This is a genomic window from Noviherbaspirillum pedocola (assembly GCF_016632335.1).
GTDB lineage: Bacteria > Pseudomonadota > Gammaproteobacteria > Burkholderiales > Burkholderiaceae_D > Noviherbaspirillum_A > Noviherbaspirillum_A pedocola.
The window spans coordinates 158,630-177,412 of sequence record NZ_JAEPBG010000008.1 but is presented as its reverse complement, the minus strand read 5'-3'; the positions used below and the strand labels follow the sequence as shown (position 1 = coordinate 177,412).

The following is an 18,783-nucleotide window of genomic DNA, read 5'->3' as shown; positions in this document are numbered from 1 at the left end:
GGCTCGGGCTCAATCCTCGTCTTCCGCGGCTTCCGCGGAATTGTCGAAGGGCCAGACCCCCTTCTTGAACTTCATCACCAGCAGGCCGTTGTCCTGGCACATGGTGGTCAGGGTGCCGTTCTGATGGTCGAAGTCCAGCCGCGAAGCACACCAGTCCGGTCCGCCCTGGCGCCATTGTCCGAAGCCGACATGGTTCGAACCGGGGACCGCCGTCTTGTCCAGTTGCGAAGGCGGATTGAAGTAGGCGATCTCCTTCGGATGCGCCGGTTCACGGATATCGAAGACGCGGATGCCCGAGTTGAAGTACGAGCAGGCCAGCGTGGTCGCGTTCTCCAGGTTGTCGACCGAGCAGTAATGGCTGCCGTAAGTGAAGATGCCCAGGCCGGCGATGTCGGGAAGCACGGCGTCGCAGTTGTTCGGATCATGCGTCTCGAGTCCGAGCTTGGAGACCGGCTGCGGATGCTTCTCGTCGCTCATGTCATAGATGCGTGCCATCGGGAACGGCGACATGCCCTGGGCGCAGGCAAGCTTCGATGGCACGGTCGCATCGCCGCTGATGCCGCCGGATCCAGCCTCATCCACCATGACGAGATACGGCTTGCCGCGAATCTTCGTGGTGATGGTGTGTTGCGCCAGGCTGCCGTCGCGGAAGGCGGTGGCGGAAATTACCTTCATCTGCGCATTCGGCTTGCGCGCCTGCACTTCCGAGGTGTCGAGCACCAGGAAGCCGTTTTGCGCGTAGGTCGGATCCGCAACCTGTTCCGGCGAGGGAATCCCGACTGCAACCACATAGGCACGGTTGCCATCCTTGCTGATGGAAAGTCCGTGCGGCGTCTTGCCGATCGGCGAATTGTCCATGTTGAAAGTGGCAATGAGCTTCGGCCGGGCCGGGTTGGTGACATCGACGGCGTAATAGCGCCTGTTGGCGAGGTCGCCGATGTAGTAGGTCAGGCCGTCCGGTGAAATGCTGCCTTCATGTCCCTTGGCTGCTGCCTGGGTGGGGGTCGCACCGTCCTTCAGGAAGGTCAGCGCGGTCGTGCTCATCCATTGCGGCGAGCCGCAATCGCCGGACAGATCGTAGACATCGAAATCACCGTTGCCGCCGCCGTTGGCTGCGTTCGCCGAGTACAGCAGCTTGCGGCGCTGATTGGCGCGCAGGCCTTCCCAGGAATCGAGCATGCCGCTGGTGCTCAGCGACATGGTGCGCAGCGGATGCGTCGGATCGGTGATGTCGATGACTTGCGCGCCCTCCGTTCCCTTCGGCCGGTTCGGATTCGGCATCGCAGTGGAGTGATAGGCGCAGGTGCGGCCGGCGCTCTTGAAGCGCGCCGAAGACCAGTTGCCGCCGACACCGCGTTGCTGGCCGATCAGCTCGAGGTTGCAGTTGAAGCCCTTGAACGGATTGGCGCTGGTGCGCATCGCCGCCGGGACCTGGCCTTGCAGCGCGCTTTCGGGATGGTCTCCCGATGCACAGTCGGTCACTTTGGTGGCGTAAACCTGCATCGGCTCGGATGCGGCCGATCCGCCCTTTTTGGCCAGCGCGGCGCTGGAGGCGTCTTCACCTCCGCTGCCGCATCCGGTGAGCGCAAGCGCGCTCGCCGCCAGCCAGAATGGCAGGCACTGCTTTGGACTGATCATCTTTGTCTCCTTGTATATACACGGGCTGTGTATTTTTTATTTTCCTGTTGGCAGCGTATGCATTACTGAACCCAACTCTTGCGCTCTGTTGGCGCGTTTATTTATTAAAGGAAACTGCTGCACTGCGAAAGTTTTATTCTGGAATTAATTCCTTCAATCAACTCACATTTAATTCCTAAGGCGGAATAAATAAACGCTTATTTAATGTTGATGTCCGATCATAATCATGCATCGCTTACATGAAACTGACGTAGCAGAGACATAGTCGAAAGCAATAATGGAATGCTCTTGTCAGTAAAAGCGGGCGAAGAGTCTTTATCGGCACACTGCACGAAAAAGATTCTTCTAGCCGAATGATATTGACGGAAACCGCGTCTTAGATGTCCGTGAAGGCTTACGAAGACAAGCGCGCGTTCCTGCGAAGGAGGGCAAACGATTTTATGCGGTAGGCGAATGATGCTCGATTAGCTACGAAATTCGCGGCGGTATGCCGCTTTGCTGCGGGTTTTATATTTCCCTAAATTTTATTTTTGGTGAAATCAGCTTTTAATTTCTGGTTTAATTTTTGCAAATGTGTGCGCCGTTAGAAATAAAGTTCGGCTTTTAGAATTGTCGAGTAAGAGTGCAGTGCTCGCCGCGGTGACAGCCGGCGGCGGGGAGCCGGTGACCATTGCGCGATTAACGATATGGTTGCAAGCGATATTGGAGCGATCCGATTATTCAGATTTCGCAACGGACATCGCTTTATCCGCCACCTGTGCCTGGTATGGAGAATTCGTCGCTACATTCGAAATGGCAGCATCGTTCGAACGGAACACCTTGACGGGTTCAGCGCCCAAAGCCAAAAGAATTGCGACACATGCTAAAAGAATGCCGACCAATGAATAGAATTTTCGCGATTCCACTTCACGGTTGGTAATGTGAAATTCAGAGTATTTCGTCGAAGTATTCATGGCATCGTCTCAAAGGAGTGGCATGAACAATTCCATCGGCTTGCGGCAAATTACTGAAACGAATAGCTGGATGCAAATGGAATTGGCTTATGAATAAAGTATCTATCATCCTGGTCTGCATATCCAATGCAATATAATGAGTTTTCCTATCAAAGTTATGAATGGAAATCCGGATGGATACCGACCTCGCTCGCACCTTTCTCAGCATTGTTCGGGATGGCAGTTTCATTGCCGCCGCGAAAAGGCTGCATATCACGCAGACCGCGGTCACTGCACGAATCCATAACCTGGAACAGCAGCTCGGCTGCCGCCTGTTCGTGCGCAACCGCGCCGGCGCACGGCTCACGCCCGACGGCGAGCGCTTCATCGCCTATGCGACCCGGCTCGTCGAGACCTGGGAGGGCGCGCGGATGGAGCTCGCGCGGATCGATGGCTATGAGGAATCGATCACGCTGGGCGGGGAGATGAGCGTATGCAGTCCGCTGATGCTGAAATGGGCTACCAGGCTCAAGAGCGAGATGGGGTCGCATGCGATCCGCATCGACGTGGCTGACGGCATGACGCTGCAGGAAAGGCTCGGCCACGGGCTGGTCAACGCGGCCATCGTGTACCGGCCGGAATACTGGCCCAATGTGCAGGTCGAACATCTGATGGACGAGAAGCTGATCCAGGTCGCCTCGGCGGCATGTCCGGAACCGTATGTCTGGGTGGATTGGGGGCCGGATTTCCGCGAGCAGCATGATATTGCGATGCCGGGAAAATCGAAAAGCGCGCTGTCGTTCAGCCTCGGGCCGCTGGCATTGCAATATTTATTGCAATCCGGCGGCACCGGATATTTCCGTGCGCGCGTCGCCGACAGTTATCTGAAAGCAGGGGTATTGAAGAAGGTGGAAAATTCTCCGGAATTTTCCTATCCGATTTATCTGGTTTATTCGCGGGAGAATGTCTCTCCCGCCCTGGAAAAAGCCTTTGCCATTTTGCGTGAAACCGTAAAAGAGGAATCGGATTGGTCGCAGCAATGGGCTTTCGCGATATAGCAGGCGCGGCGATGAATGAAATGGAGACTGCTGATCCTTTTCCATGCCGATGTCATCCCTAAAAATACGCCATGTACTGGATTCACACCATTCTTGAGAAAAAGCGTAGCGATGCTGCAATCTGCTTTCGACAGGAGAGTGGGGAGGCCGTTGGCTTCGGCTGGCCGGGTCGCTGCTCGTCGCTTCGGCGCTGACCGCGCCGTCATGCCTCGTCACACCTGCTGTCCACGACGACGCAAGCCGGGCATATCGTTTCCATCAAAATCTTGAATACAAAAATCCAATATTTTTTATTGTTTAAATATGCACTAGAAAGGCATAATTTCGCCGGAAAATTTCTTTAAGCCATGCCTATGGGTTTCATGCCTCGCAAACGCCGTTCCTACTCGCCCGCATCGCCGCTTCCTGCTCCAACCAGGCATGCGCTGGCGAGCCTGGTTCAAGAGAGTGCATCCTTCCCTGCAACCCGCATCTGATTCCGTGCATGCCGTGCCCATTGCGCTGGCATGTTTTCACTGACCCTTATTCATCTACTGGGAAATTTCGATCATGGAGACCAACCTCGATTTCAGGCAGCTCGTCGATGGCATCGGCGAGGGCGTCGTGGTAGCCAGCGCCGCTGGCGACATCATCTACTGGAATGCCGCCGCAACGCGCATCTTTGGCTTCAGCCAGGAAGAGGCGATGGGCAAGTCGCTCGACATCATCATCCCGGAACGGCAGCGCCAACGGCATTGGGACGGCTATCACAAGACCATGGAAACCGGTCAGACCCGTTACGGCAATGACTTGTTGCGCGTGCCGGCGCTGCACAGGGATGGGCATACGCTGTCTATCGCCTTTACCGTGGCGATGCTGCATGCGCCGGATGGCAAGGTGTCGGCCATCGTCGCCGTCGTGCGTGATGAAACCCAGCGCTGGGCCGAGGAACGCGAGCTCAAGCGCCGCGTCAATGATCTTGAAGCCAGGCTGAAGCAGTAAACCAGCATCCTTCATATCCATGCGCCCACCCATGGCCGCTTCCCATCCCGGAGCAAGAGATTGACTGAGAACTTCCTGAAACGCTTTTGGCCCGCCGCCGCCCACATCGACCGTTTCGAACGGATGCGCGCCTCCACTGGCGCGCTGTTCGGGCTGGTGCTGACCGGTATCGTCACGCATCTGCTGCTCGGCAACACGCTGGGCGCGGCCATGCTGATCGCGCCGATGGGGGCATCTTCGGTGCTGCTGTTCGCGGTGCCGTCGAGCCCGCTGGCGCAGCCGTGGTCCATCATCGGCGGCAACCTGGTGGCTTCGCTCATCGGCGTGACCGTCGGCAAGCTTGTCGGCGCGCCGGTGCTGGCGGCGGGCCTGGCCGGCGGCCTGGCGATCTTTGCGATGTTCTGGATGCGCTGCCTGCATCCGCCCAGTGGCGCGGTGGCATTGACCGCGGTGCTCGGTGGCCCGGCTATTCATGCGATGGGCTACAACTTCGTCGCCGCGCCGGTGCTGATCAATTCCTTCCTGCTCCTGGCCACCGCGCTGTTCTACAACAATGCGACCGGCCGCAAGTATCCGCATGTGGCCACGCCCAGCGTGGCGGTGAGCCATGACACGAAAGACGCGCCGCCGCTGCGCCGTCTCGGCATTACGCCCGAAGACCTCGACGCCACGCTGGCGCGCTACAACGAAGTGCTCGACATCAGCCGTGAAGACCTGCAGGCGATCCTGCTGGAGACCGAGCGCCATGCGTATCAGCGCCGCTTTGGCGTGATCGCCTGCAGCGATGTGATGTCGCGCGATGTGCTGTCGGTCGAGTACGGCACTTCGCTCAATGAGGCATGGCAAATCCTGCACAGCCATCGCCTCACCGCGCTGCCGGTAGTGACCAAGGGCCAGCATGTGATCGGCATCGTGACCAAGGCCGACTTCATCAACCATGCGCAGCCGGACAACCACACGGGTCTGAAGGGCGCGATGGCCAAGCTGTTGCAGCCGGTGAAGAACACACATTCGGCCAAGCCGGAAGTGGTGGGGCAGATCATGAATCGCGAGGTGCGCACCGCGTTCCAGGATCAGCCGGTGGTGGACCTGGTGCCGCTGATGTCGGATGCGGGGCTGCATTCGATCCCGGTGCTGGACGCAGATCGCCGGCTGGTCGGCATGCTGACGCAGTCGGACATGATCGCGACGCTGTACGAGAAGAACCTGCAGCCGCCGCCGCAGCGACCGGCAGTGCTGACGGCGGTGCCGGGCGGGAAGGCCTGAAGGTTGTCGAGTCTGGGTTTGGAGCTTTAGCGTGGAGTGTGATTGCGAAGCCAGCCTTCCCACGGTGGCGCGAAATCGTTTCCGGGAAGGCGTTGCGCGGCCCGCCAGGAAAATCGGATTGCCCATGCAGCAGCTCCGCAGGGTGGGCGCGGCCCACGCGTTCATCGTTGTTCAAGCAGGCGCGTTGGCTTTGCCCACCCTACGTTTCAACGGTCTTGCATTGCCCCCTGGGCGAAGCGAAAGTGCAGCGCATCCGCGCAGCGCAATGCGCCGCACGTCGATCGCCTGCGCGGCCGCATCAACCCAGCGCCGCAGCCAGCACCCTCGCCACATGCACCGCTTCGCGCTGCGCGCCATCGCCGATCTGGTGCCGGCAACTGGTGCCATCCGCGACAATCAGCGTATCCGCATCAGCCGCGCGCACCGCCGGCAGCAGCGCGCTCTCGGCCATGCGCATCGAGACCTCGTAATGCTGCGGGTCGTATCCAAAGCTGCCGGCCATGCCGCAGCAGCTGCTTTCCACCGTCTTCACTTCGAGCCCTGGCACCAGCGCCAGCACGGTCTGCACCGGCTTGAAGGCATCGAAGGCTTTCTGATGGCAATGGCCGTGCAAGAGCGCGGTCTTCTGCGGCAAGGCTTTCAGCTTCAATTCCAGCCGGCCCGCCTTCGCTTCGCGCGCAAGGAATTCTTCGAATAGCAATGCCTGGCTCGCCAGCCGCTTCGCGTCCTCGCCGAAGCCGTATGCCAGGAACTCATCGCGCATCGTCAACAGGCATGATGGCTCCAGGCCGACGATGGGCAGGCCGCGCTCCAGGTGCGGACGCAGCGCGGCTATCGTGCGCCGCGCTTCGGCCTTCGCTTCATCGACCAGCCCCGCGGACAGATAGGTGCGGCCGCAGCACAGCGGCCTTGCCTCATCCTTGGCCTGCGCAATATGCACGCGGTATCCCGCGGCCTCCAGCACCTTCAGCGCCGCATGCGCATTCTCAGCCTCGAAATAGTTGTTGAAGGTGTCGGCGAACAGCACGACTTCGCGCGTGCCCGCAGCTTTCGGGGAACACGTCTTCAGGAAGGTGTCGCCGCGCCACTGCGGCAGCTTGCGCCGCGCGGTGAAGCCGAGCAGTCCTTCGGTGGCGCGCGCCACGCCTGGCAGCGCATCGCGCAGATTGGCCAATGGCGCTAAGCGCGCAGCCCAGGGCGCATAGCGCGGCAGGTAGGCCACAAGCTTGTCCTTCAGCTTCAGGCCATGCTTCTTGCGGTAGTGGTACAGGAACTCGGTCTTCATGCGCGCCATGTCGACCCCAGTGGGGCAATCGCGCTTGCAGCCCTTGCAGGACACGCACAAGTCCATCGTGTCATGCATCGCTTCCGAGGTGAGCGCATCTGGCCCGAGCTGCCCCGACACCGCCAGGCGCAGCGTGTTGGCGCGACCGCGGGTCAGATGCTGCTCATCCTTTGTCACGCGATAGCTCGGACACATCGTGCCGCTGTCGAACTTGCGGCAGTGGCCATTGTTGTTGCACATCTCGATGGCCTTGGCGAAGCCGCCGGTCGCGTCGCCGCCGGTGCCGGGCGCGCTGCTCTCCTCGGTTACCGGGTTGCTCTGCACATTCCATGCGGACCAGTCGAGCGCGGTCTGCAGCGGCGCTTCGCGGTAGCCAGGCTTGAAGCGATACAGTGACGCGTCATCCATCTTCGTCGCGCGCACGATCTTGCCCGGGTTCATCAGGCCTTCCGGATCGAAGGCATCCTTGATCTCGCAGAACGCGCCCATCATGCGCTCGCCGAATTGCCAGTCGACCCATTCGCTGCGCACCAGACCGTCGCCATGCTCGCCCGAGAAGGCGCCCTTGTATTGCCGCACCAGCGCCGCCGCTTCCTCGGCGATGGCGCGCATTTTGGCGCTGCCGTCGCGGCGCATGTCGAGGATGGGCCGCACATGCAGCGTGCCGACCGATGCATGCGCATACCAGGTGCCGCGCGTGCCGTGGCGCGCGAAGACTTCGGTCAGGCGCGCAGTGTATTCAGCCAGGTGCTCCAGCGGCACCGCGCAGTCTTCGATGAAGGACACCGGCTTGTTGTCGCCCTTCAGGCTCATCATGATGTTCAGGCCCGCCTTGCGCACTTCCCACAATTCTTTCTGCTCGCGCTCGTCCGGCATCTCGACCACGCTGCCCGGCATGCCGAGGTCGACCATCAGCTCGGTCAGCGCCTTCAGGCCGCGCAGTTGCGTGGCGCGGTCCTCGCCGGCGAATTCGACCAGCAGGATCGCGTCGGGCGCGCCGATCAGGGCCTTTTCGATGGTGGGGCGGAAGGCCGGGTTGTTGCGGGCCAGCTCGATCATGGTGCGATCCACCAGTTCCACAGCGACCGGTCCGAGCTTGACGATGTGCTGGGCTGCATCCATCGCACGATGGAAATCGGTGAAGTTGACCACGCCCAGCGCCTTGGCCTTGGGCAGCGGCGACAGTTTTAGCTTGATGCGCCGGGTATAGGCCAGCGTGCCTTCCGAGCCGACCAGCAGATGCGCGAGGTTCACGCTGCCGTCCGCGGTATAGGGTCGCTCGGATTGCGGATGGAACACATCGAGGTTATAGCCGCCGACGCGGCGCATCACGCGCGGATAGCGCGCGGCGATCTCGTCGCGATGGCGCGCGGCCACGGCTTCGATGGTTTGCACCAGCGCGCGCAGACGCGGCGCAGCGGCATCACGCATCGCATCGATCGCGCCGAAATGCGCTTCGGTGCCATCCGCAAGCAGCGCATCGATGCCGAGCACGTTGTGCACCATGTTCCCGTAATGCAGGCTGCGCGAGCCGCAGGAGTTGTTGCCGGCCATGCCGCCGATGGTGCATTGCGCGGCGGTCGACACATCGACCGGGAACCACAGGCCATGCGGCTTCAGCCACGCGTTCAAATGGTCGAGCACGATGCCGGGCTGCACGGTGACCGTCATCGCGTCGCGGTCGAAATCGATGACGCCGTTCAGGTACTTGCTGTTGTCGATGATCAGCGCTTCGCCGACGGTCTGCCCGCACTGGCTGGTGCCGCCTCCGCGTGCCAGTACCGGCACGCGCGCCGTGCGTGCCAGTTCAATGGCGCGGACCGCATCTTCTTCGGTCTTTGGAATGAACACGCCGACCGGCTCGATCTGGTAGATCGATGCATCGGTGGCATAGCGGCCGCGCGAGTAGCGGTCGAACAGTACTTCACCGCCGGTGTGTTGCGACAGTTTGGCGGCAAGATCGCTGCAGGCCATGCGGCTTTGCAACTCGCCGCGCAACAGCACTTTCGACGGGACTTCGGCATTCATGATTCGGGGATTCCTTCGGGCTGCGCGCTGGACTCGTCGCGCAGATTGGCCAGGACGGTGTCGCGCTTGCTCTTCAGGTGCCGCATCAGCACCCGGCGCAAGCCTTCGCCGTCACGTTTTTCCAGCAGTTCCAGCATCTCGCTGTGATCCTTCACCGCCTTGTCCCATTTTTCCTGATTGAAGTTGGAGCGAAAGCGCAGGCTCTGCAGCCGGGCATTGAGCCCCTTGTAGGTGCCGGTGAGCACCGTATTGCGCGCCGCGCTGTTGATCAGGTCGTGGATCTCGTGGTTCAGGCGGTAATACGTCGGCAGGTCGCGCCGCGCATGCGCGGCCAGCATCTCGTAATGCAGCGCGCGGATCTCCCGCAACTCGTCCTCGGTGATCTTGGCGCAGGCCAGCTCGCCGGCGAAGCCTTCGAGCGCGCCCATCACATCAAACGATTCCTCGATCTCGACCAGCGACAGCTGCGCAACGATGGCGCCGCGATTCGGCAGCAGCTCGATCAAACCTTCGCCGGCCAGGGTCTTGAATGCTTCGCGCAGTGGCGTGCGCGACACCTGCAGCTGTTCGCACAGCACCCGTTCATTGAGCCGGGCGCCGGGCGCGAGCACGCCTTCGATGATCATGCCGCGCAGCCGGGAGCAGGTGGCCAGCGCCAGTCCCTTGCGGTCCGCGCTCGTTAGGGCTTCAACAGGAATTTCGGTTTGGTTCATAGCAGTTCGAGCCGATTGTATACGATTTATTCTGGCGATAAGGCCAAATCTCCCGCGAATTGCCCCGAAGTTTTTGTTGACATGACAGTTTAAGGAGGTATTGTATGCAAAAACTCCGATTAACCGCGTTGCCATTCTTCACGACAGGACAAGCATGCTGAAGCTGAATTCTCATCCCGCAGGTCGTCATTTCCTGCAGATCCCGGGACCTTCCACCGTCCCTGACCGCATCCTGCGGGCCATGGATTATCCAACGATCGACCATCGCGGTCCGGAATTTCAGGCGCTGGGCAAGAAGGTGCTGGCCGACATACGCAAGATTTTCCAGACTGAATCGCCGGTCGTGATTTATCCGGGCTCGGGCACCGGCGCCTGGGAAGCAGCGCTGGTCAATACGCTCTCGCCGGGCGACGCGGTGCTGATGTATGAGACCGGCCATTTCGCCACCCTGTGGAAGAAGATCGCCGACAAGCTGGGTCTGCAGTCCGAGTTCATCGGCAACGACTGGCGCCGCGGCGTCGATGCATCGAAGATCGAGGCGCGCCTGGCCGAAGACAAGGAACACAAGATCAAGGCGGTCTGCGTGGTGCACAACGAAACCTCGACCGGCGTGACCTCGGATATCGCCGCGGTGCGCCGCGCGATCGACCGCGCCAGGCATCCGGCGCTGCTGCTGGTCGATACCATCTCTGGTCTCGGCTCCGTCGACTACCGCCACGATGAATGGGGCGTCGATGTCACCGTCAGCGGCTCGCAGAAGGGCCTGATGCTGCCGCCGGGCATTTCCTTCAATGCCGTGTCGCAGAAGGCAATCGCCGCCTCGCGCAATGCGAAGCTGCCCAAGGCTTACTGGGGCTGGGACGAAATCCTGGAATCCAACAAGAACGGCTTCTGGCCCTATACCCCGGCCACGAACCTGCTGTACGGCCTGTCCGAGGCTTGCGACATGCTGCTCGAGGAAGGCTTGACTAACGTGTTCGCGCGCCACCAGCGCCATGCGGCCGCGACACGCGCCGCGGTAGAGGCTTGGGGCATGGAAGTGCTGTGCCAGAACCCGGCCGAATACAGCGGCGTGCTGACTGCGGTGGTGATGCCGAAGGATGCGTCCGGGCAGCACTACAACGCCGACGCCTTCCGCAAGGTGGTGCTGGAGAACTTCAACATGTCGCTCGGCCAGGGCCTGTCGAAAGTGTCGGGCTGGGTGTTCCGCATCGGCCATCTCGGCGACTTCAACGACCTGACCCTGATGGGCACCTTGTCCGGCGTCGAGATGGGCTTCGAGCTTGCCGGCGTGCCGCACCAGAAGGGCGGCGTGCTGGCGGCGATGGCGCATCTGGCGTCCACCGCGCCCGGCGCTGCGAAGTTGCAGAAAGCCGCATAAGCCATCACAGCAGCACAGCAGCAAAGATAACGACAACACCTATAAAACAACCGGAGACAACATGAAGAGCAAACGCGCAACGACGCATGTGCTGATTCTGCTATGCGTCATGTACTTCATCACCTATGTGGACCGCGTCAACGTCAGCACCGCCGCGGCGGCCTTCGGCAAGGAGTTCGGCCTTTCCAAGACTGAACTCGGCTTCGTGTTCTCGGCCTTCGCCTATCCCTACCTGGTGTTCCAGGTGATCGGCGGCTGGCTCGGGGACAAGTACGGGCCGCGCAAGACGCTGTCGATCTGCGCCTTCATCTGGGCCGGCGCCACCATCCTGACCGGCCTGGTCGGCGGCTTCACCACGATGATCATCGCGCGCATGCTGCTCGGTCTCGGCGAAGGCGCAACCTTCCCGACCGCGACCCGCGCGATGGCCAGCTGGACCACGCCGGGCAAGCGCGGCTTCGCGCAGGGCATCACCCATGCGTGCGCCCGCATCGGCAACGCGATCACGCCGCCGATGGTGGTGGCGCTGATCGCGGCGCTGTCCTGGCGCGGTTCCTTCGTCGTGCTTGGCTGCGTCAGCCTGGTGTGGGTCGCATGGTGGGCCTGGTACTTCCGCGACAATCCTTCCGACCATCCGGCGATCACGCAGGAAGAGCTGCGCCAGCTGCCGCCGTACGGCCACTTCAAGGACCGTCCGAAGGTGCCCTGGGGGCCGCTGTTCAAGCGCATGATGCCGGTGACCATCGTCTACTTCTGCTACGGCTGGGTGCTGTGGCTGTTCCTGAGCTGGATTCCACAGTACTTCCTGCACAGCTACAACCTCGATCTGAAAAAGTCCGCGGTGTTCGCTTCCGCGGTGTTCCTGGCCGGCGTGGTTGGCGACACCCTGGGCGGCATCGTCTCCGACCATCTGCTGCACAAGACCGGCAACCTGAATGTGGCGCGCCGCAACGTCGTGGTGATCTGCATGCTGCTAACCCTGGCTTCGCTGTTGCCGCTGATGTTCGTGCATGACCTGACGGTCTCGACCATTTGCCTGGCGCTGGGCTTCTTCTTCATCGAGTTCACCATCGGCCCGATGTGGTCGATCCCGATGGATATCGCGCCGAAGTTTTCAGGCACCGCCAGCGGCATGATGAATACCGGTTCGGCCCTGGCCGCAATCATCAGCCCGGTGCTCGGCGGCTGGCTGATCGACAAGACCGGCAACTGGGAACTGCCGTTCGAGTTCTCGATGGCGCTGATGCTGCTCGGCGCGGTGTGCGCCTTCACGATGCGGCCGCAGAACCGCTTCGATGAAACCGCGCATGCCACGGTGAAGCCTGCCACGCAGACGGTCTGATCGTTTGCCTTGGCGATCCGCCGGGCAGCGCGCGGCGGATCGTCCCGCTCTTATTCCCACGCGGCGCGGGTCGCCGCGCGAGGCTTTCTGATTCTGGAGTTCTCATGTCCGACCTGATACTCGTCGAGCGCGACGGCCACATCGTTACCGTCACGCTGAACCGCCCCCACAAGCTCAATGCCTTCACCAAGCCGATGTGGCGCGAACTCGGTGAAACGATTTCCACGCTGTCGGCCGACGACGAGGTGCGCTGCATCATCGTGCGCGGCGCTGGGGAGAAGGCCTTCTCGCCGGGCAATGACATCAGCGAATTCGAGACCGAGCGCTCGAACAAGGCGCAGGCCGTGGAATACGGCCACATCATGCATGCGACCGCGGCGGCCTTCACGAATTGCCGCCATCCGATCGTGGCGCAGATCCATGGCATCTGCGTTGGCGGCGGGCTTGAGATCGCTTCGCTTTGCGATATCCGCATCTGCGGTGAATCGAGCCGCTTCGGCGCGCCGATCAAGAATCTCGGCCTGGTGATGGCCTATCCGGAGATGGCACCGCTGGCGCGGCTGGCCGGTCCGGATGTGGCGCTCGAGATCCTGCTCGAAGGCCGCATCTTCGATGCCGCTGAAGCCTTCACCAAGCGCCTGGTCACCCGCGTGGTGCCGGACGACCAAGTCGCAACGGAAGCGCGCGCCACGGCCACGCGCATCGCCGAGGGCGCGCCGCTGGTGGCGCGCTGGCACAAGAAATTCGCGCGTCGCCTGGCCGATGCGACGCCGATCTCGCCGGCCGAGTACGACGAATGCTTCGACTGCTTCGACACCGAAGACTTCCGCATCGGCTATGCCGCCTTCCTGGCCAAGCAGAAGCCGGGCTTCATCGGCAAATGAAAGAGACCGCAGTGAACCAGACGGAAAAGAAGACCGGCCCGCTGGCCGGCATGAAGGTGCTCGAGCTGGCGCAGATCATGGCGGGCCCGACCTGCGGCATGATGCTGGCCGACATGGGCGCGGATGTGATCAAGATCGAGAAGCTGCCCGGCGGCGACGATTCGCGCGGCTATCGCGAGCCGCGGGTCAACGGCGTGTCCGCGCCGTTCATGATCCTGAACCGCAACAAGCGCGGCATGGCGCTGAATTTGAAGTCGAAGGAAGGGCGCGAGATCCTGCTGCGCATGGTGAAGGACGCCGACGTGCTGACCGAGAACTACCGCCGCGGCACGCTGGAGAAGCTCGGTCTCGGTTATGACGTGCTGTCGGCGATCAATCCCGGGCTCATCTATTGCGCGGTTTCCGGCTACGGCCGCACCGGGCCCTGGGCCGACAAGGGTGGCTTCGATCTGATTGCGCAGGGCTTTTCCGGGCTGATGTCGGTCACGGGCGAACCGGGACGGCCGCCGGTGAAGACCGGCAATTCGATCGCCGACATCAATGCCGGCATCCTCGCCGCCAACGGCATCCTGGCCGCCTATGCGCACAAGCTCAAGACCGGGCGCGGGCAGGTGGTCGACACCTCGCTGATGGAAGCGGCGCTGCAGCAGACCTACTGGCATGCGGCGATTTATTTCGCCACTGGAGAGTCGGCCGGCCCGACCGGCTCGGCCCATCTGCTGACCGCGCCGTACCAGGCTTTCCGCGCCAGTGACGGCTGGCTCAATGTCGGCGGCGCCAACCAGGCGAACTGGGAACGCATCGCCGACGCGCTCGGTCACCCGGAATGGAAGAGCGATCCGCGTTATGCGACCAACAGCGCCCGCATGGCCAACCTGAATGCGCTGACCGAGGAGATGAGCGCCGCCTTCATCACGCGCAGCAAGGATGAATGGATCGCCCTGTTCGATGCCGTGGGCGTTCCGGCGGGGCCGGTCAACACCATCGGCGAAGCGCTGTCGCATCCGCAAACGCTGGCGCGCGACATGGTGGTGGACCTGGAACATCCGCAGGCAGGAGCAACGAAGGCGCTCGGCTGTCCCATCCATTTTTCGGAAACGCCGACGTCCATCACTCGTCATGCGCCGATGCTGGGCGAACATACGCGCGAACTGCTGCGTGAATACGGCTATGACGATGCGCAGATCGATGGCTTTGTGGCCAATGGCGTAGTGGAAGAAGTGGCGGCAGAGCAGCCGGCCTGAACGCCTCGCGCGGACGGAACGCGTCGGCTTGCATGTCTTGTTCAGGCAAACCGACGCAATCGTTAAACTTGTAATGATCGGTAAAAGCACAAAGTGCTTTTTATCGCCGTTCCTATAATGGTTTTCCGAAAGGAGAACCTGTCATGAAACCGATTTTCAAAGCTTTCGCCGCTGCCGGCATGCTGTCTTCGCTGGTCGCCGGCTGCGCGGTGTACACGCCTGCGCCTGCCTACCCGACGGGCGCTTACTATCAGCCGGCTCCTGCCTATGTGGCGCCGGCGCCGGTGTATGCCGCGCCGCCGGTCAGTCTCGGGTTCAGCTACGGCACCTGGGGCGATGGCCATCGTCATCACCATCACTGGTAGGCTGCTGCAAGGCTGGGCGATCCTCGATAGATGGAGGTGCATGATGCGTTTGGCAAAACGTCTGGTCGCTACGCTGACGCTGGCGCTGCTCGCAGCGCCAGCCCTGGCGCAGGAACATCGCCACTGGCACGGCGACCGAGGTTCGCAATGGCACGGTGACCGTGGTTCGCACTGGCGCGGCGATATCCATCGCTTTCATGAGCATGATTACGGCCGCTGGCGCGGCGGGCGCTGGTACAACGGCTATCACGCCGGGCGGCATGGCTGGTGGTGGATCGTCGGGCCGACCTGGTACTGGTATCCGGCGCCGGTGTATCCGTATCCGGACCCGTATGCGCCGCCGGTGGCGGTGGCTCCAGTTGTTCCCATGGCTCCCATGGCGCCAGTCGCTCCTGCCGCTCCTGCAACGCCGCCGCAATCGTATTGGTACTGGTGTCCGGATTCGGGCCAGTATTATCCGTACGTCCCTGAATGCCGCAGCCCGTGGCAGCAAGTACCGGCGCGCCCCTGAGCGCTGTCTTCGCGGGATGCGTTCGCGCTGCATCCCGTTCTTCTTTGCGCAACGATTTCTGCCGGCGACCGGCCATTCTTTGCATTGAGGGAAACGTCCATGGACAAACCGCGCCGTCAATTCCACCTTGCCGCACTGGCCGGTGTTGCCGCGATGACCTTGCCGGGTTGCGCATCCAGGGTGAACTCGGGACCTGAGCCGATCCGGCTGTTGAGCGGCGGCGCAGCCAAGGGGCTGCTGGAGCGCCTGGGTCCCGCGTTCGACCAGGCGAATCACGCACGAGTGGAAGGAGAGTTCGGTGCGGTGGGAGCAATGCGCGACAAGCTCCTGGCGGGAGAGGATGCGGACGTGATGATTCTCTCCAAGCCCCTGATCGATGAGCTCGCGCAATCAGGCCGTGTGCTTGCGGAAACCGTAACGCCCCTGGGCCAGGTCAAGACCGGCGTGTGCCTGGTGCAGGGACGTCCGAAAGTGGAAATCCGTGACGGACAGGATCTGCGCAAGCTGCTGTCTACTGCAAGCGCCATTTATTTTCCCGATCCGAAGAAGGCCACGGCCGGCATTCACTTCATGAAAGTCCTCAAGGCGCTGGGCATGGATGACGCCTCCAGACTGCGCGTCTATCCCGATGGCGCCGTTGCCATGGCGGCGATGGCCAGGGCTCGTGACCCGATGGCGGTGGGATGCACACAAATTACGGAGATCCTGATCACTCCCGGCGTCGAACTGACAGGCTTGCTGCCGCCGCCGTTCGAGCTTTCCACTACCTATGTCGCGGCTGTTGTTGCCGCCTCCAGGCGCAAGCGTTTGGCGCGCGAACTCATCGCCCATCTGGCCGACCCGAAGTACGCATCTCAGCGCCAGCAGGCTGGCTTCGTGCAAGAGCCCGTGTAGCGGGCCGGAGAGGGATTGTATAGCGCCGGAGCCGTCGACATGCGGTTCCTGAAAACCGGACCTTCTCACCGAGCAGGTCCGGCTAGCCGCTATTTTTGAACTGGCCCTCGCAGGGGCCATGCGCATCAATGCGTCGAGTACACGCCTATGCCCGGGTCGGTAAAGGCACTGCCGGCCGACGCTGGCACAAAGACTTGCTGCGTTGCCGGATCAACCACGGCAACGTGTGCGCCCTTGCCGGCTGCGACCTGAAACAGCAGCGCGTGCGTGGCGCCGTCGATGATTCCCAGCACCGGATTGAACGGCAGCGACTTGTTCGCCACGCCACCGGTCTGCCAATTGCGCGCGCCGAGGTAGTAGCGGTTTGAAACGGAATCATAGGAAAGCAGGTCGGCGCCGCCAAACGGAACAGTGGCGACGATCTGTCCGTTCGTCCGATTCAATATCTGGGTAATCAGCTTGGCTCCGTTGGTGCCGCTCATGTCGCAGGCCACGATGAGGTCAGTTCCCGGCCCGAGATCGATGCCGCCAGGGCCGCACTGGCCGAGGGTGAAGCGGTCGCCAGCGGCCAGGCTGATGGGGTTGGTCCCGTTGTTCAGCACTGCGGATGCGGTAATACGGTTCAGTTCGCCGTTCGGATTGGTGTCCGTTCCATCGTTTGCAGTGTAGAACGTCCGCGTCGAGTGGTCATACACGCAGCCTTCGAGACCCGTCGTGTTGTCCGGGTAGGCATACTGCGCCACTACGCTGTCGTTATCGGTATTGATCCATGTAGAGAAGCTGTCTGCCGCATTGTTCACCATGAGCAGATGATCGTCTGCGTCGTAGCAGCTTGCGTCCGCACGGTGACCGGTTCCGGCAGTCGTTCCCGGTGCATTGATGGGAATGACGCCGGTGACCGTGTTGCTGCCGGTGTCGATGATCTTGACCGAGTCGACGTCCGTTGCGTACATCTTGTTGGTTCCGGTCACGGGTGACACGCTGTTCGGGCCGGACGAATCGGTGGACGCACCGGCGCCAGTGAAAGCGGATGCGCCGGTACCCTTGATCAGTCCGACCAGCGCGTGCGTTTTGACGTCATAGACATCAACTGCCTTGTTATTGCGGTCGGTGAGATAAAAGCGCCCCTGATAGACGACCCCGCCATCGTTGGAAAACGATGTGCTGCCAGTCACATTGGGTACGGACATGAAAGTAGTCAGGTGCGGATTGTCGCTTGGGGCATTATTGTCGCCCCCCCCGCATGCAGACAAGGTACTGGCGGCAATGAAGGCTGCGGCAATTCCTGCGTAATTCAGCTTGAACATATGGTCTCCAAATATTTATCGCAACGCATGTTGCGCAGAGCAAGCTATGCTTCGCGAGCATGTGTGAAATTGACCGCGGTCAATTTGAAAATATATGAAGAGACACCGTTGTCATTCAGTGAAAAGTCAGCCTATCGTCAATAGTTACTAAGGATTCCCTGCCATCTTTAAAGGTTTTATTGATGTCGGGCGACACAAGCCTATACACAGGCACGGGCCCGGTTTCCGAAGGCAAGCTATTGATATCGCGAGCAAATGCGGGGATGTTCATGGCCCTGGCTCCCAGGTTTCTCGCTTTCGCTACCGCTCTGGTCACACAGCGTCCATAACAGGGCCTCGAAAGACTATTGCAAACACGCAATCAGCTGCGGGCCTGGGTTGCTTTGCCAGTATGTGCAGTTGCTGAGTGCATCCCAATACGCATCGGGCTCGCCAGGGAAACCAGTGCGGCGGGCGAATAACCAATCGGATGAAAGTGATGGAGAGCGGTGGCCATGGCTATCGCGCGCCCTAAACGATTTCCGGGGAAACCGATGCCGTGCCATGTGGAGTGGTGCAAGGCAAAAAAAATGCCCGTCTGCATAGCGGACGGGCTCAAGAACTTTAAGGGATTGTGCGAGGCACGACGGCATAGTAGCAAAGCCAGAACTGTTTCCTAGTAGGAAAAGCACGCAAAGTCTTGTAGGACAAATCCTTCATTGATCGTACAAAACGGGCTTCGTATCGCGCTTCCGCTGGTCGCACTGCGATGCAGGCCGTCAACTCCCACGATGTTTCATTCGTTCCTGTTTGCCGCTGAAAAATTGCCTTGCGCATCTGATATATTAGAATTACGATTCTGATATATCAAACTCGCCAATGAGCCGGCCGATAAGGCCGCAGAGCAGGGCAAGACAGGAGACAAGCAAGTGCCCCCTTCACCGCCATCGGCGCCGCCGTCAACGCGCCGCGGGA

General features: G+C 61.2%; 15 protein-coding genes. 10 read left to right on the top strand and 5 right to left on the bottom strand.

Going from position 1 to position 18,783, the window contains the following annotated elements; all coding sequences use genetic code 11:
• Positions 1-9 precede the first annotated feature (9 nt).
• The gene (locus JJB74_RS18735) at positions 10-1,638 is read right to left on the bottom strand and encodes an LVIVD repeat-containing protein (RefSeq protein WP_200594313.1); all 1,629 of its coding nucleotides are present in this window, start codon (positions 1,636-1,638) and stop codon (positions 10-12) included.
• Positions 1,639-2,354: 716 nt separating this feature from the next.
• The gene (locus JJB74_RS18730; protein WP_200594311.1) at positions 2,355-2,591 is read right to left on the bottom strand and encodes a hypothetical protein; all 237 of its coding nucleotides are present in this window, start codon (positions 2,589-2,591) and stop codon (positions 2,355-2,357) included.
• 173 nt (positions 2,592-2,764) lie between these two features.
• Between JJB74_RS18730 and JJB74_RS18725 the strand changes: the two genes are divergently transcribed.
• The 3 genes from JJB74_RS18725 (at position 2,765) to JJB74_RS18715 (ending at position 5,875) form a co-directional block, all read left to right on the top strand.
• Entirely contained in the window at positions 2,765-3,628 is an 864-nt protein-coding gene (locus JJB74_RS18725; protein ID WP_200594309.1) for a LysR family transcriptional regulator, read from the top strand.
• A gap of 549 nt (positions 3,629-4,177) precedes the next feature.
• Entirely contained in the window at positions 4,178-4,609 is a 432-nt protein-coding gene (locus JJB74_RS18720; protein ID WP_200594307.1) for a PAS domain S-box protein, read from the top strand.
• Positions 4,610-4,669: 60 nt separating this feature from the next.
• A complete protein-coding gene (locus JJB74_RS18715) occupies positions 4,670-5,875 on the top strand; it encodes an HPP family protein (protein WP_234484286.1) in 1,206 nt (401 codons plus the stop codon).
• A gap of 298 nt (positions 5,876-6,173) precedes the next feature.
• On the opposite strand, the gene JJB74_RS18710 is transcribed toward JJB74_RS18715, so the two are convergent.
• Complete coding sequence (locus tag JJB74_RS18710) at positions 6,174-9,188, bottom strand: FAD-binding and (Fe-S)-binding domain-containing protein (RefSeq protein ID WP_200594305.1); 3,015 nt, start codon at positions 9,186-9,188, stop codon at positions 6,174-6,176.
• Positions 9,185-9,901 carry a GntR family transcriptional regulator gene (locus JJB74_RS18705; protein ID WP_200594303.1) on the bottom strand — a complete coding sequence of 239 codons (717 nt, stop codon included), beginning with the start codon at positions 9,899-9,901 and terminating at the stop codon, positions 9,185-9,187. The genes JJB74_RS18710 and JJB74_RS18705 overlap by 4 nt, the downstream gene beginning before the upstream one ends.
• Positions 9,902-10,055: 154 nt before the next feature.
• Between JJB74_RS18705 and JJB74_RS18700 the strand changes: the two genes are divergently transcribed.
• The 7 genes from JJB74_RS18700 (at position 10,056) to JJB74_RS18670 (ending at position 16,522) form a co-directional block, all read left to right on the top strand.
• Complete coding sequence (locus JJB74_RS18700; RefSeq protein ID WP_200594301.1) at positions 10,056-11,282, top strand: pyridoxal-phosphate-dependent aminotransferase family protein; 1,227 nt, start codon at positions 10,056-10,058, stop codon at positions 11,280-11,282.
• 61 nt (positions 11,283-11,343) lie between these two features.
• Entirely contained in the window at positions 11,344-12,624 is a 1,281-nt protein-coding gene (locus tag JJB74_RS18695) for an MFS transporter (RefSeq protein ID WP_200594299.1), read from the top strand.
• Between the two features lie 104 nt (positions 12,625-12,728).
• The gene (locus JJB74_RS18690; RefSeq protein ID WP_200594297.1) at positions 12,729-13,508 is read left to right on the top strand and encodes an enoyl-CoA hydratase/isomerase family protein; all 780 of its coding nucleotides are present in this window, start codon (positions 12,729-12,731) and stop codon (positions 13,506-13,508) included.
• Positions 13,505-14,752, top strand: coding sequence for a CaiB/BaiF CoA transferase family protein (locus tag JJB74_RS18685; RefSeq protein WP_407672384.1), 1,248 nt, complete (start codon positions 13,505-13,507; stop codon positions 14,750-14,752). The genes JJB74_RS18690 and JJB74_RS18685 overlap by 4 nt, the downstream gene beginning before the upstream one ends.
• 143 nt (positions 14,753-14,895) lie before the next feature.
• Entirely contained in the window at positions 14,896-15,117 is a 222-nt protein-coding gene (locus tag JJB74_RS18680) for a hypothetical protein (RefSeq protein ID WP_200594295.1), read from the top strand.
• 40 nt (positions 15,118-15,157) lie between these two features.
• A complete protein-coding gene (locus tag JJB74_RS18675; protein ID WP_234484285.1) occupies positions 15,158-15,628 on the top strand; it encodes a hypothetical protein in 471 nt (156 codons plus the stop codon).
• Between the two features lie 99 nt (positions 15,629-15,727).
• A complete protein-coding gene (locus tag JJB74_RS18670) occupies positions 15,728-16,522 on the top strand; it encodes a molybdate ABC transporter substrate-binding protein (protein ID WP_234484284.1) in 795 nt (264 codons plus the stop codon).
• Between the two features lie 125 nt (positions 16,523-16,647).
• Here the strand turns inward: JJB74_RS18670 and JJB74_RS18665 are convergent, their stop codons facing one another.
• A complete protein-coding gene (locus JJB74_RS18665; RefSeq protein WP_200594293.1) occupies positions 16,648-17,829 on the bottom strand; it encodes a YncE family protein in 1,182 nt (393 codons plus the stop codon).
• Between the last annotated feature and the right edge of the window lie 954 nt (positions 17,830-18,783).

What these genes read in the sequence shown, in the direction of transcription:
- JJB74_RS18735 (WP_200594313.1), bottom strand. Translation starts at nt 1,638, where the DNA reads ATGATCAGTCCAAAGCAGTGCCTGCCATTCTGGCTGGCGGCGAGCGCG.
- JJB74_RS18730 (WP_200594311.1), bottom strand. Translation starts at nt 2,591, where the DNA reads ATGAATACTTCGACGAAATACTCTGAATTTCACATTACCAACCGTGAA.
- JJB74_RS18725 (WP_200594309.1), top strand. Translation starts at nt 2,765, where the DNA reads ATGGATACCGACCTCGCTCGCACCTTTCTCAGCATTGTTCGGGATGGC.
- JJB74_RS18720 (WP_200594307.1), top strand. Translation starts at nt 4,178, where the DNA reads ATGGAGACCAACCTCGATTTCAGGCAGCTCGTCGATGGCATCGGCGAG.
- JJB74_RS18710 (WP_200594305.1), bottom strand. Translation starts at nt 9,188, where the DNA reads ATGAATGCCGAAGTCCCGTCGAAAGTGCTGTTGCGCGGCGAGTTGCAA.
- JJB74_RS18705 (WP_200594303.1), bottom strand. Translation starts at nt 9,901, where the DNA reads ATGAACCAAACCGAAATTCCTGTTGAAGCCCTAACGAGCGCGGACCGC.
- JJB74_RS18700 (WP_200594301.1), top strand. Translation starts at nt 10,056, where the DNA reads ATGCTGAAGCTGAATTCTCATCCCGCAGGTCGTCATTTCCTGCAGATC.
- JJB74_RS18695 (WP_200594299.1), top strand. Translation starts at nt 11,344, where the DNA reads ATGAAGAGCAAACGCGCAACGACGCATGTGCTGATTCTGCTATGCGTC.
- JJB74_RS18690 (WP_200594297.1), top strand. Translation starts at nt 12,729, where the DNA reads ATGTCCGACCTGATACTCGTCGAGCGCGACGGCCACATCGTTACCGTC.
- JJB74_RS18685 (WP_407672384.1), top strand. Translation starts at nt 13,505, where the DNA reads ATGAAAGAGACCGCAGTGAACCAGACGGAAAAGAAGACCGGCCCGCTG.
- JJB74_RS18680 (WP_200594295.1), top strand. Translation starts at nt 14,896, where the DNA reads ATGAAACCGATTTTCAAAGCTTTCGCCGCTGCCGGCATGCTGTCTTCG.
- JJB74_RS18675 (WP_234484285.1), top strand. Translation starts at nt 15,158, where the DNA reads ATGATGCGTTTGGCAAAACGTCTGGTCGCTACGCTGACGCTGGCGCTG.
- JJB74_RS18670 (WP_234484284.1), top strand. Translation starts at nt 15,728, where the DNA reads ATGGACAAACCGCGCCGTCAATTCCACCTTGCCGCACTGGCCGGTGTT.
- JJB74_RS18665 (WP_200594293.1), bottom strand. Translation starts at nt 17,829, where the DNA reads ATGTTCAAGCTGAATTACGCAGGAATTGCCGCAGCCTTCATTGCCGCC.